At 75.6% G+C, this 12510-nt stretch carries 8 protein-coding genes; 2 read left to right on the top strand and 6 right to left on the bottom strand.

Features of this window, described 5'->3' with window-relative positions:
• The first annotated feature begins 104 nt into the window (after positions 1 to 104).
• On the top strand, positions 105 to 1730 hold the full coding sequence (gene glpK / locus V2S66_RS25930; protein WP_330798968.1) for a glycerol kinase GlpK: 1626 nt from the start codon (positions 105 to 107) through the stop codon (positions 1728 to 1730).
• Between the two features lie 7 nt (positions 1731 to 1737).
• Here the strand turns inward: glpK and V2S66_RS25925 are convergent, their stop codons facing one another.
• The 4 genes from V2S66_RS25925 to V2S66_RS25910 all read right to left on the bottom strand — a co-directional run bounded on the left by V2S66_RS25925 (position 1738) and on the right by V2S66_RS25910 (position 5849).
• The gene (locus V2S66_RS25925) at positions 1738 to 2349 is read right to left on the bottom strand and encodes a GTP-binding protein (protein ID WP_330798967.1); all 612 of its coding nucleotides are present in this window, start codon (positions 2347 to 2349) and stop codon (positions 1738 to 1740) included.
• Positions 2350 to 2479: 130 nt separating this feature from the next.
• Positions 2480 to 2872 (bottom strand): DUF742 domain-containing protein, encoded by a 393-nt coding sequence (locus tag V2S66_RS25920; protein WP_330798966.1) that lies wholly within the window; start codon positions 2870 to 2872, stop codon positions 2480 to 2482.
• 41 nt (positions 2873 to 2913) lie between these two features.
• Complete coding sequence (locus V2S66_RS25915) at positions 2914 to 3336, bottom strand: roadblock/LC7 domain-containing protein (RefSeq protein WP_330798964.1); 423 nt, start codon at positions 3334 to 3336, stop codon at positions 2914 to 2916.
• Complete coding sequence (locus V2S66_RS25910) at positions 3333 to 5849, bottom strand: sensor histidine kinase (protein ID WP_330798962.1); 2517 nt, start codon at positions 5847 to 5849, stop codon at positions 3333 to 3335. Before V2S66_RS25910 ends, V2S66_RS25915 begins: the two co-directional genes overlap by 4 nt.
• 166 nt (positions 5850 to 6015) lie before the next feature.
• Here V2S66_RS25910 and V2S66_RS25905 point away from each other — a divergent pair, with 166 nt between their 5' ends.
• Positions 6016 to 6423, top strand: coding sequence for a hypothetical protein (locus tag V2S66_RS25905; RefSeq protein ID WP_330798960.1), 408 nt, complete (start codon positions 6016 to 6018; stop codon positions 6421 to 6423).
• 54 nt (positions 6424 to 6477) lie between these two features.
• Here V2S66_RS25905 and V2S66_RS25900 read toward each other — a convergent pair whose 3' ends face one another.
• Positions 6478 to 11265 (bottom strand): hypothetical protein, encoded by a 4788-nt coding sequence (locus tag V2S66_RS25900; protein ID WP_330798959.1) that lies wholly within the window; start codon positions 11263 to 11265, stop codon positions 6478 to 6480.
• 148 nt (positions 11266 to 11413) lie between these two features.
• Positions 11414 to 12325, bottom strand: a complete 912-nt coding sequence (locus tag V2S66_RS25895; protein ID WP_330798956.1) for a hypothetical protein — start codon at positions 12323 to 12325, stop codon at positions 11414 to 11416.
• Positions 12326 to 12510: the final 185 nt, after the last annotated feature.

The following is a 12510-nucleotide window of genomic DNA, read 5'->3' as shown; positions in this document are numbered from 1 at the left end:
CAGGGGGGTGCGCACCAGGGGTGCGCCCGTCCGCGCACCACCGACCGCTCGCGCGCGCCCCGTCCCGACGACGGTCCTCCCGGACCGGGCAAGGGAGCGTTGACATGAGCGACCAGAACCCGCGCTACGTAGCCGCCATCGACCAGGGCACCACCTCCACCCGCTGCATCGTCTTCGACCACCGCGGGCGGATCGTCGCCGCGGACCGGCGCGAGCACCGCCAGATCCTGCCCAGGCCCGGCTGGGTGGAGCACGACGCCAACGAGATCTGGGCGAAGGTCCAGGCGGTCGCGGCCGGCGCGCTGGCCAGGGCCGGACTGCGCCCCGACGAGCTGAGCGCGCTCGGCATCACCAACCAGCGCGAGACGGTCGTGCTGTGGGACCGCGCGACCGGACGGCCGGTGCACAACGCCGTCGTCTGGCAGGACACCCGCACCGCGGAGCTGTGCGCCGAACTCGGCGGCGGCGACGGCCCGGACAGGTTCCGCGAGGCGACCGGGCTGCCGCTGGCGAGCTACTTCTCCGGCCCCAAGGTGGCCTGGCTGCTCGACCACGTGCCGGGTCTGCGGCGGCGCGCGGAGCACGGCGAGATCGCCTTCGGCACCATCGACTCCTGGCTGATCTGGAACCTGACCGGCGGCACCGACGGCGGCCTGCACGTCACCGACGTCACCAACGCCTCACGCACGCTGCTGATGAACCTCGACACCCTCGACTGGGACCCGGCGATCCTCGCCGCGATGGACATCCCCGAGGCGCTGCTGCCGCGAATCCGCGCCTCCGCCGAGGTGTACGGCAGGGCCACCGGGCGGCTGGCCGGCGTACCGGTCGCCGCCGCGCTCGGCGACCAGCAGGCGGCGCTGTTCGGCCAGACCTGCTTCGAGCCCGGCGAGGCCAAGAACACCTACGGCACCGGGAGTTTCCTGCTGCTGAACACCGGCGACCGTCCGGTGCCGTCCCGCAGCGGCCTGCTCACCACGGTCGGCCACCGGCTCGGCTCCGACCGCCCGGTGTACTGCCTGGAGGGCTCCATCGCCATCACCGGCGCCCTGGTGCAGTGGCTGCGCGACCAGTTGGGCCTCATCCGCACCGCCGCCGAGATCGAGCCGCTCGCCGCGAGCGTCCCCGACAACGGCGGCGCGTACGTCGTGCCGGCCTTCTCCGGGCTCTACGCGCCCTACTGGCGGTCCGACGCGCGGGGGGTGATCACCGGCCTCACCGGCTACGTCACCAGGGCGCACCTGGCGCGGGCGGTGCTGGAGGCCACCAGCTGGCAGACCCGGGAGGTGGTGGACGCCATGCAGCGGGACTCCGGCGTGCCGCTGACCTCGCTGCGGGTGGACGGCGGGATGACCGCCAACCGTCTGCTGATGCAGCATCAGGCCGACGTGCTGGGCGTGCCGGTGGCCCGGCCGGTGGTCGCCGAGACCACCAGCCTCGGCGCGGCCTACGCGGCCGGGCTCGCGGTCGGCGTCTGGGACGGCCTGGACACGCTCAGGGCGCAGTGGCAGCGCGACGCGGAGTGGACGCCGCGGATGGACGCCGACACCCGGGCGCGCGAGCTGCGGCGCTGGCGCAAGGCCGTCGAGCGCAGCTTCGGCTGGCTCGACGAGGACGAGCGCGCGGCGGGCGCGGCGACCGCGAGGGCCGCCACCGGGGCCGCGGCCCGGCCCCACGCGGCCGCGCACCCGGCCGGATCACCGGGAACGGCGAGGGCGCCGATTCACTGACGCACCGTCAGGTGGCGGCCGGGGCCCTGCGCTCCGCCGCCACCTGCGCGGCGTGCTCGACGACCGTGATCAGCACGGTCTTCGCCGAGTCGCGCTCCCGCGCGTCGCACAGCACCACCGGCACCCCGCCGTCGAGGTCGAGCGCCTCGCGGATGTTGTCCGGGTCGTGCACCTCGGCGCCGTCGAAGCAGTTGACCGCGACGGCGAAGGGGATGCCGCGCCGCTCGAAGTAGTCGATCGCGGCGAAGCAGTCGGCGAGCCTGCGGGTGTCGGCGAGCACCACCGCGCCCAGCGCGCCCTGGGCGAGTTCGTCCCACAGGAACCAGAACCGGTCCTGGCCCGGTGTCCCGAACAGGTACAGCACGAGGTTGTCGTTGAGCGTGATCCGCCCGAAGTCCATCGCGACGGTGGTGGTGCGCTTGGACTCCACACCGTCGATGTGGTCGACGGGGCGGCCGAGTTCGCTCAGCGACTCCTCGGTGCGCAGCGGCCGGATCTCGCTGACCGCGCCCACCAGCGTGGTCTTGCCGGCCCCGAAGCCGCCCGCCACCAGCAGCTTGAGCGCCACCGGCTCCGCGGCGGACGGCTTGCTACGGCGTTCGGAACGCGCCATGGCCATGGTCTTCTCTCTACTTCCCTGCGGGCATGGGGACTTGGGTACTGCTGTGGTCTGCCGCAGAGCCTAGCCCTCCCGGCGCGCGGGCGTGCCGCCGGGAGTGATCAGTGCGGGTCGCCGTACCGGGCCGCGCTCACAGCGCGCGCAGCCCGTTGATCACTTCGCGCAGAATGCTCTCGTCCGGCAGCTCCGCGGGCGGCACCGGCTGGTGGATGTGCACGTGCTCGGCCTCCAGGAGGTCGCCGACCAGGACGCGCACCACGCCGACCGGGAGGTCGAGGTCCGCGGCGAGTTCGGCCACCGAGGTCGCCTGGAACTGGCAGCGCTCCACGATGTCGAGGTGCTCGGGGGACAGGGTGTGGTCGTCCAGGGCCCCGCTCTCACCGGCCTCGGCCTCGGTGACCACCAGGGCGATCAGGTCGATCCTGGCCTCGGCGGCATGGCTGGTGCGGCCCCGCGTCATGGCGTAGGGCCGTACCACCGGGCCTGCCGCGTCGTCGTACCAGCGGTCCGCGTCTGAAGTCATTTCCCCGTCACCCCGTCAACCCGTCAGTCGCTCACCGGTGGTCAGCCACTGAGCGCCGTGCCGCCGTCCTGCCGCGGCGCGGAGCCCAGATGTGCTCCTACCCGCTTGACGAGGAGAGCCATCTCGTACGCGACCTGTCCCACGTCGGAATCCGCTTCGGCGAGCACCGCCAGGCAGCTGCCGTCGCCGGCGGCCGTCACGAACAGGAAGGCGTCGTCGAGCTCGACCATGGTCTGCCGGACCGCTCCCGCCTCGAAGTGCCGGCCGACGCCCTTGGCCAGGCTGTGGAACCCGGAGGCGACCGCGGCGAGATGCTCGGAGTCCTCACGGGTCAGCCCGTCGGACGCACCGATCGCCAGTCCGTCGCCGGAGAGCACCAGCGCCTTGCGGATGCTGGCCACGCGGCTGACCAGATCGTCAAGGAGCCAGCTCAGCTCGCGTGTCGGACTCGATGCTGCGGTCATCGACCGTTCCCCTCAGGTGTCGTTCGCGGTGCTGCTGTCGATGGTTCCTCGGTGGCGCCGGGTGCGGCGCCGGCCGCGGCCTCGGGCTCGGCGCTCTCCCGGCCGCGCTGCCAGCCGCGCTGGAGTGCGGCCATCCGGTCGCGCACCTCGTCGGCCGACCGCTCCCTGCCCTGCTCCTTCGGGCGCGCCGCCGAGGTGTCAGCGGCCTCCCTCAGCTGCGGTGCGAGGTTGGCCTGCCGGACCCGGCGGGGCAGCACGGCGCCTCCCGTCGCGGACTGCGTGGCGGCGGCCGGCGGCGCGGGCCGCTCGGCGGGCTCGGCGTCCCGCGACGCGGGCGCCGACCCGCCGGAGGGGCGGCCGCCGACCGGCCGGCCGCGGTCGGAGACCAGCACCGGCGCGGTGCGGCGACGGCGCGGCAGCGGCACCGGCTCGTCGAGTTCGGGCTCCGTCTCGGGCGCCAGCGACGGCTCGTCGGGGTGCGCCGCGTGCTCCTTCTGCGACTCGCCGCCGATCCCGTCCATGCCCCACTGGCGGAAGGTGTGCTCGGAGTCGCCCGGGGCGGCCGCCGGCATCCGCGGTTCCGCCGCCCCGCTGATGCGGGTGGACCCGGTGTCCTCGCCGGCCTCCGTCAGCAGCGCCGCCGGGATCAGCACGACCGCGGTCGTGCCGCCGTACGGGGACTGCCGGAGCGAGACCCGCACGCCGTGCCGCTGGGCGAGCCGGCTGACCACGAACAGGCCGAGCCGGTCGGTGTCGGACAGCTCGAACTCGGGCGTCTCGGCGAGCCGCAGGTTCGCCTCCAGCAGCGCGTCGGGGGTCAGGCCGAGGCCGCGGTCGTCGATCTCCAGCACGAAGCCGTTGGCGACGGACTCGCCGTGCAGCCGCACCTGGGTGTGCGGCGGGCTGAACACGGCCGCGTTCTCGATGAGTTCGGCGAGCAGGTGGGTGAGGTCGGCGACCGCAGCGCCGGTGACCGCGAGCCGCGGCAGCCGGCGCACCTCGATCCGCTCGTAGTCCTCGACCTCCGCGACGGCGGCGCGCACCACGTCCATCAGCTGCACCGGCTTGCGCCACTGCCGGGAGGGCGCGGCCCCGGAGAGGATGACCAGGCCCTCGGCGTGCCGCCGCATGCGCGTGGTCATGTGGTCGAGGCGGAACAGGTCGGCGAGCTCTTCGGAGTGCTCGGTGCGCCGCTCCATCGCGTCCAGCAGCGTCAGTTGGCGGTGCAGCAGCACCTGGCTGCGGCGGGCGAGGTTGACGAAGACCTCGGAGACGCCCTTGCGCATGTCGGACTGGCGGACGGCCGCCTCGACCGCGGCGCGCTGCAGCGTGTTGAGCGCCTTGCCGACCTGGCCGACCTCGTCGTCCGCGTACTGCAGCCGCGGCACCTCGGTCTCCACGTCGACCTGCTCGCCCGCGGCGAGCCGGCGCATCACGCGCGGCAGCCGGGTGCCGGAGACCTCCTGTGCCTCGCGGCGCAGTCCCGTCAGGTCGCGGATCAGGCTGCGGCCGATCCGCACCGACACGATCAGCGAGGCGATCACCGCGATCAGGCCGAGGCCGCCGATCATCGCGACCTCGACCATCAGCGCCGTGGACAGCGGCTCCGACGCCTTGGTGAAGCGCGTGAAGGAGTCGGTGTTCAGCCGGTTGAGGTCGTCGAAGACCGTTGCCGCGAGCGTCGGCCAGGCCAGGTGGGCGGCGACCACGGGCGCGTTGGTGATGCCCGCCGCGATCACCGCGTCCTGGGCGCTGCGCAGCGCCTTGCCCTCGTTGCCCTGCCAGTACACGTCGTAGGGGGCGCGCCCCTGCGCGTCGAGGGTCTTCAGGTCGGTGTCGTAGTAGTTGCGCTCGTTGGCGACGGAGAAGGTGAAGGAGGTCAGTTCCGCGGCGCTCATGTGGCCGGTGCTGATCGCCGCGGCCATCAGGGCGTCCTGCCGGCTGAGCTGCTCGCGGGCCCGCTCGACGCCGATCACCGCGCGGCGCTGGCTGTCCAGGTCGCCGTCGCTGAGCGGGCTGAGCTCCGAGGCCAGGTCGAAGGCCGGGTCGACCAGCGCGTCGTACCCCTCGTAGGTGTCGTTGCGGCTGATCCGCTCGTTCTCGATCCGCTGCCGCAGCGGCGCCAGGCCCTCCACGGTGTTCAGGAAGATGTCGAGCCGCTCCTGGGCGCGGGCGTCCAGGTCGCCGCGGATGCCCGAGGCCGAGATGGTGGTGCGGAGCTTGGCCACCGAGGCGTCGGTGGCGTGTTCCTGCTTGTCGAAGGCGATCCGCGCCTGCGAGTCCCGGGTGTTGGCGATGTACACCATGCCCACCCGGCGCTCCTGCTGGAGGCTGCTGATCGCCCCGCCGAGCGGGAACGCGACGTTCTCGGCGACACGCTGGATGTCCGGCCGCCCCCATACGGCGCGGGCGGTGAGCGTGGCGGCGAAAGCCCAGATGGCGGTCAGTGACACCAGTGGGATCAGCAGCAGCGCCACGATCTTCCGGCGGATCGTCGTACCGCGAAAGCGCATGGCCTCCCCAACGTCTCCCCCGCGTCGGGGGTCTCGGTCGCATTCAAACGGCGCGAGCCTACTACTGCCTTTGCGGTAACTCGAAAGCCAGTCCGGAGGGTTGGCACGGTCTGGCCGGAATCGTACCGATGGAGTGCATCCGGAAAATCCGGGGCAGGCACCTTTCATGGAGTTCGAGAGGCAATCGGTGTGGGAGACGGAGACGGCCGACAGGCCGCGGCTGCCCGATCCGGTCAGGGCCGCAGCGGTGCGGGCTGTGCTGATCGTGTCGTTGGCGTTGATCGAGGCGATGATGGCGGTGATTTTCGCGGCCGGCCATACCTGGCTGTCCGCCCCGATGCTGCTGTTCACGGTACTGACCAGCGTGGTCGCCAGCTGGTCGGTGCTCGACGTGTGGGTGACCCGCCAGGTGTGGAACCAGCGCAACGGCGTGGTGTCCAGCCCCAGCAGCGCGGCGCGCGCGCTGCGCAGGGAGCGGCGCAGAGCGCGGCGGGCCGGCCGGCCTGTCACGCGGGAGTCCGGGGGCGGCAGCCGCCGCACCCACCACCACATACCGCGCGCACACGGCGCGTGACGCGCCGGCCCGGCGTGCCGGCCTGACGCCGCGCGCCCGGCCGGCGCCGTCCGACTAGCGGGCCCGGGCCCCGGCGTCCGGCCGGACGCCCCGGGCCTGCCCTGCGGGCGGGGCGGCGGGCGCGGACGCCCCCGGGTCGGCCGGGCGGCGGAACATCCGGGTCGCGGTGATCTCGCCGTGGATCGGCTCGCCGTGCGGGTCCGGCACCGGAAGCCCCGGCCGCAGGTGCTCCTCCACGCTGATGTACTTGAGCCCGGCGCGCAGGTCCGCGTCGTTGCGCAGGCGTACCACCAGCGGGAACTCGGCGAGTGCGGTCGTGTCGAACAGACCGGTGGTGTAGATCAGCTGGACGCCCAGGGCGTCGGCGACGGCCCGCTGGAGCTCCAGCAGATAGGTGGCGTTCGCGCGGCCGATGGGGTTGTCGAGGAACAGCGTGCCGGCGTGGCGCTGCCGGTCGCGGCCGCGGTCGTTGCTGCGCAGCGCGGCCATCGTGCAGTAGAGGGCGATGGCGGCGGTGAGCAGCTGGCCGCCGGAGAACACGTCGCCCATCTGCCCGACCGGGACGCGTTCGGCGCGCAGCACGGCGTCCGGCTTGAGGATCTCCACCGAGATTCCGCGCGGCTCCAGGGCGGCGCCCACCGAGCGCAGCAGCAGCGTCATGCCGTCGCGGCGCAGGTCGGAGTTCTTGCGGACGGCGGCGCGGGTCGCCTCGTCGATGACCTCGCCGAGCCGCTCGGTCAGCACCGCCTGGTCCGGGTCCTCGAAGCGGACCCTCAGGAACTCCTGGCCCGACCACTCCCCCAGCCCCTCCGGCAGCCGGGACAGCCGCTGCGCCGAGCGCAGCGTGGCCAGCGAGGACTCCACCAGCCCGCGCAGCCGGTCGACGATACTGTCCCGGTTGCGCTCCAACTGGCCCAGTTCGTCGGTCAGCACGCGCAGCCGGGGGGCGAACGCGGCGGCCCAGGACGCCGCGTGGTCCGGCAGCGCGGCGGCTGGCAGCTCGCGGATCTGCTGGCGGGCCGGGGTGCGGACCTGCTCGTAGCGGACCGCGTTGGCGTGCCGGACCAGCACGTCGCACGCCTCGCGCAGCGCGGTGTCGGCGGCGGACAGGTCGGCGGCGCAGCCGCGCAGGCCGCGGCGGGCCTCGGCGGCGGCCTGCCTGGCCTCCTCCGGGCGCCCCGGATAGGGCTCCGGCTCCTCCTCGTCGGCCCCGGTGTGCGGGCCCTCGCGCAGCAGGTCGCGGAGCATCGCGGCGATCTCGTCGAAGCCGGCCGCCGCGTCCTGCGCCGCGCCGTGGTCCCGTACGACGTCCTCGTGGGCTGCCCCAGCCTGGTCGAGCGCGTCGGTGCGGGCGGAGAGTTCGGAGGTGGCGGCGCGCAGCAGCTGCTGGGCGTGCTCGGCGTCGCGGGGCCTGAGCTCCTCGGCCAGCTCGGTGTGGGCGCCGCCGTCGGCGGGGGCGAGCCGCTCGGCCTCGCCGCGCAGCCGGCCCAGCTGCTCGCTCGCCGCGGACTGCCGGGACTCCAGGGTCTGCACGAGGCGTTCCGCGCGGGAGGCGGCCGCCTGCCGGGACGGGCCGTCGGCGCCGTCCGGGCCGTCGAGCAGCTGGGCGGCCCGGCTGCGGACCTTGTTGGTGAGGCGTTCCAGCTCGGCGAGCGCGGCGTTCTCGGTGCTCTCCGCGCGGGCCTGCTCGGCGCGCAGATCGGCGCCGACGCCCACCTGCTCGTACAGCTGGGAGGCCGCGCGGTACGCCTCGCGCAGCGCGGGCAGCGACACGGCGGCGGGCGGTGCGTCCGCCGCGCCGGCCGCCTGCTCGGCGCTGTCGGCGATCTCGGGGGCGCCGGCGATCTCGGCCCGCTCGGCGCGCAGCACGTGCGCGGTGCGGCGGGCGTCGTCGGAGGCGCGCTGCGCGGCCCGCCGGTCCTCGTCGGCCGCGCGGGCCTGCGCCAGGCAGCTCTCGGCGCGCGCCTCGGCCTCCGCGGCGTCGGCGGCCAGCTCCCGGATGGTGCGCTGCCAGCCGGACCGCTCGCGCAGCCGGTGCGCGAGGCCGGCCAGCGCGTCGGCGCGCCGCCCGGCCTGCTCGGCGGCGTCGCGGCGCCCGTCGAAGTCGGCCGCTGCCTGGCCGGCGGCGGCCTCCGCGTCGGCGCGGTCCGCGCGGGCCGCGGCGAGGTCGGCGCCGGTGCGGTCCGCGGTCTCCCGCGCGGCCGCGGTCTCGGCGGCCAGCTCGGCCAGCCGCCCCTGCGGGCAGCCGGCCCGCCAGGAGGCGAGGCGCGCGGCGAGCGTCCTGTCGTCCGTGAGGCGGGCGGCCAGCGTGCGGATCTCCTCGTCGCGCGCGGTGGCGCGGGCGCGCCGCTCGCGGCGTTCGCCGTCGGCGGCCATCTCGTCGTGCATGGCCGGGTTCGGGGGCACGAGGTAGACGTCCTGGGCGGTATCCGCGGCGGATGGCGGGGCGAGCAGCGCGGCGGCGGTGCCCACCGCGACGGTGGAGCGGGGCAGCAGGGCGGCCTGCCCCAGCACCTCCTTGGCGCGTGCGTACGAGCCCGGTTCCGTCACCACGACGCCGTCGACCAGTTCGGGTCGGGCGGCCAGCACCACGGCGTGGTCCACCGGGTCGACGGCCTGCGCGAGGTAGCGCCAGCCGGGCAGCGCGGGGATGCCGTGCTCGCCGAGCAGCTCCACGGTGGCCAGCACGTCGGGGCCGGGCGGCAGCAGTCCGCCGTCGCCGAGCGCGCCGAGGATGCGGGCGTCGTCCGCGGCGGCCGTGCGCAGCTCGAAGAGCTGCCGCTCGGCGGCGGCGACGGAGTCCTCCAGCAGGTCGCGCAGCGGCTCGGCGAGGGTGTCGAGTTCGGCCGCGGCAGGCGGGGTGTCGGCGCGGTCCGCGGGGTCGTCCGCCGGGGCTGCACGGTCCGGCTGAGCCACCGGGTCAGCGGTAGCGAGGCCGGGCGCGGGGTCGGCGCCCGAGCGGGCGGCGGGCACCGACGGGGTGCGGGGGCCGGGGGCGGCGGGCAGGCTGAGGAGCGCGGCGAGCCGGGGGTCGGCGGCCAGCGCGGCCGCGGCGGTCAGGGCCGCGGTGTGGGCGGCCTGCGCGGTGCCGAGGGCGTCGGCGGCGCGGGCCGCGGCCAGCTCCGCGCGGCTCTCGGCGGCCGCCGTGTCCTTCGCGCGGGCGGCCGCGGCGGCCGCGGTCCGCGCGGCGTCGCGGGCCGCGGCCTCCGCCGCCTTCTCCGCGTCGGAGGCGGCCAGCGCCGCGCGCGCCGGGTCGGCGTCGGGCGCGGAGTCGTCCAGCCAGCCGGCCTGCACCGCCTGGGCGGTCTCCTGCTCGACCTCGGCGAGCCGCTGCGCGAGGTGGCCGCTCTCGCTGCGGGCCCGCCCGGCGGCGGTGGCCGCCTCGGTGGCGTCGCGGTGGGCGGTCTCCGAGCGGGCCTGGAGCTGCGCCGAGCGCTCCTCCTCCTCGTCGGCCCGCAGCTCCGCGCGGGCCGCCGCGGCGTGCAGGGCGCGCACCAGGTCGCCGGCGGCGAGGGTACGGGCGGCCAGCGCAGGGGCGGCGTCGCGTTCGGCCTCGCGGATGGCGGAGGTGACGCGCACCAGCCGGTCCCCTGCGGCCCGGTGGCGCAGGACGGTCTCGGCGGCCTGCCACGCGGCGTGCAGGGTGCGGGCGTCGACGAGTTCGCGGCGGAGCGCCGCCGCGCCCTTGTCTGCGGCGGCGAGCGCCAGCGAGGCGTGCCGGTAGGCGAGTTCGGCGGCGACGGCGGCGCTGCCCGCGCGGGTCCGCTCGGCGTCGGTGACCGCGTGCGCGGCGGTGGCCATGTGCTGGGCGAGTTCGGTGGCGCGGCCGCGTTCCTGCCGGCCGCGCGCGGTCAGCCTGCGGGCCAGCGCGCGGGTCCTGCGCTCCGACTGGGCGTGCACGCCGCGCGCCTGGTCCCGGGCGGCGGCGCCCTCGACGATCCGGGCGAGCAGGTCGAGGGAGCCGGCGGTGAAGTCGCGTTCCGCGGTGAGTTCTGAGCGGCGGCCCAGCTTGCCCGCGAAGCCGTGCACGAGGTCGGCGAGGCCGTCGGTGTCGCGCGTGTCGGTGACCGCGCGCAGCAGCAGGTCGGTGAAGTCGGAGTCCTTCTTCACCGCGAACAGGCCGGCGGCCTCGCCCTCGTCGGCGTTCATCTCACGCTGGTAGCGGAAGAGTTCGGGGTCGAGGCCGAGGTCGCCGAGGTGCTCGTTCCAGCGGTCGTGGATCTCCTCCCAGACCACGTCGAGATGCGGGTACGCCTTCCCGGCCTCGGTGACCGCGTCCCTGAAGCCCTTCATGGTGCGGCGTCGCCCGCGCGCGCCGGACGCGCCTTCGGCGGGCGGCCGCACCACGCTCGCCTCGGCCACCGGCAGCGAGTCGAGGCTCATGCCGGGGCCGGGCCGGAAGGAGTACCACGCCTCGGCGAACTTCCGCGGGTCCGAGGAGACCTGGCGGCCGCGCCACTCGCTGACCTTGCCGACGACGACGAGTTCGCCGGTCAGGGTGTGCTGCCACTCCAGGGCGACATGGCCGCAGTCGTCGGCCAGCAGGAACTTGCGCAGCACGCCGGAGCTGGCGCCGCCGAGGGTGTTGCGGTGTCCCGGCAGCATCACCGAGAAGATCAGCTTGAGCAGCACGGACTTGCCGCCGCCGTTCTCCAGGAACAGCACCCCGGCGGGGGCCGGCCTGCGCGGCGGCCCGCTGGGCTCGTCCTGGAAGAAGTCGCCCTGGGCGGGCGCGGGTTGCGGCACAGGCTCGCCGACGCCGCGCAGGTCGAGCACGGTGTCGGCGTAGCGCGCGCCCGCGGGCCCGATGGAGTACAGGCGGACTCGGGAAAGCTCGTACATGCGGCGGCTCTCGTGCTTTCTGGCTCTCGTGCCGGGAGGGTCGGGCGTCGGCGGTGCGGGCGCCGGGGCGCTGTGCGGGTCACGGGCGGTAGGTCATGGTCGGCGGCTCATGGTCGGCGGCTCATGGTCGGCGGCTCATGGTCGGCGGTCACGAGGACGTGTGGAAGGGCAGTCCCGCGTCCGCCGCGAGATCGCCGGCGGCCTCGCCGTCCGCCGCCGGGACGAGCGTCGCGGTGCCGTCGCCGACCGGTACCACCCCGAGGTCGAGCAGTTCGGCCATCGCGGCGCTGCCTGCCATGTCGCGGACCTGCAGCTGGTAGCGGGCGGTGGTGCGGTAGGTGCCCCCGTTGTCGTCGCCGGTGCGCTGGAGGAAGCCGGAGTCGACCAGGAAGGCGACCGCCTTGCCGATGATGCCGGTGGTCGAACTGGCCAGCCGGCGGGCGTCCTTGGTCGCTCCGGTGGCGCTGCGCCGGGTGTAGACCCGCCAGGCCGCCTCCAGCCCCGGGGCGTCGCTGGCCGGGTCGGTGTTCTCGCCCGTCTCGTCGGCGCGCTCCTCCAGCCGGCGGCACGCCTGACGGACGAAGGCGTCCACCCCGTGCACGGTGACCCGGCCGATGTAGCCCTCGTCGGCGAGGTCCTCAGGACGCGGGAAAGCGAGGGCGGCGGTGGCCAGGTGGGCCAGGCCGTGCAGGAACCGGTCGCCCGCGTCGGAGGCGGCGCGGCGCGCGTAGTCGCCCATGCGGACGGCGAACACCGAGTCCTCCGCCGCGGCGACGGCCATCCCCGCGCGCGGGGAGACCTCCAGCACGATCAGGCCGAGGCCGGCCGCGACGGCGTCGGCGAGGCGGGCGAACGCGGAGTCCTCGCGGTGTCTGCGGATCAGCTCGGCGTACTCCGCGTCGCGCGCGGGCAGCAGTTTCGGCTGCAGGCCCAGCGCGACCAGCCGTGCGGCGTCCGCCACGTCGGCGGCGGTGACCTGCGGCGCGACCGCCGCGCCGGCCGGCTCCCGTCCGTCGGCGGTGTCCACCGGCTGCTCCCGGTACTCGTTCACATCGCTCATTCCTCGCACCCCCGCTTTCCTCCTGCCGAACGCCGGCCCGCCGGCCGGCCGCCTGACGGGTCCCGTACGACCGCGTGCCGTACGATCGGGTCCGCTCCTGCCCGCACCGGGCCGGGCCGCACCGGGCCGGGCCGTGACGCGCCGGGTCCTGCCGCGCCCGCCCGCACCGGGGCTGGTCGTGCCGG

This window comes from Actinacidiphila polyblastidii, from assembly GCF_036353415.1.
GTDB classification, from domain to species: Bacteria; Actinomycetota; Actinomycetes; order Streptomycetales; family Streptomycetaceae; genus Actinacidiphila; species Actinacidiphila polyblastidii.
The sequence above is the reverse complement of the archived record's forward strand: the minus strand, read 5'-3'. Positions and strand labels throughout refer to the sequence as shown.

Bases quoted from the DNA above. Each gene is read 5' to 3' on its own strand.
- glpK (WP_330798968.1), top strand. From the start codon at position 105: ATGAGCGACCAGAACCCGCGCTACGTAGCCGCCATCGACCAGGGCACC.
- V2S66_RS25925 (WP_330798967.1), bottom strand. From the start codon at position 2,349: ATGGCCATGGCGCGTTCCGAACGCCGTAGCAAGCCGTCCGCCGCGGAG.
- V2S66_RS25920 (WP_330798966.1), bottom strand. From the start codon at position 2,872: ATGACTTCAGACGCGGACCGCTGGTACGACGACGCGGCAGGCCCGGTG.
- V2S66_RS25915 (WP_330798964.1), bottom strand. From the start codon at position 3,336: ATGACCGCAGCATCGAGTCCGACACGCGAGCTGAGCTGGCTCCTTGAC.
- V2S66_RS25910 (WP_330798962.1), bottom strand. From the start codon at position 5,849: ATGCGCTTTCGCGGTACGACGATCCGCCGGAAGATCGTGGCGCTGCTG.
- V2S66_RS25905 (WP_330798960.1), top strand. From the start codon at position 6,016: ATGGAGTTCGAGAGGCAATCGGTGTGGGAGACGGAGACGGCCGACAGG.
- V2S66_RS25900 (WP_330798959.1), bottom strand. From the start codon at position 11,265: ATGTACGAGCTTTCCCGAGTCCGCCTGTACTCCATCGGGCCCGCGGGC.
- V2S66_RS25895 (WP_330798956.1), bottom strand. From the start codon at position 12,325: ATGAGCGATGTGAACGAGTACCGGGAGCAGCCGGTGGACACCGCCGAC.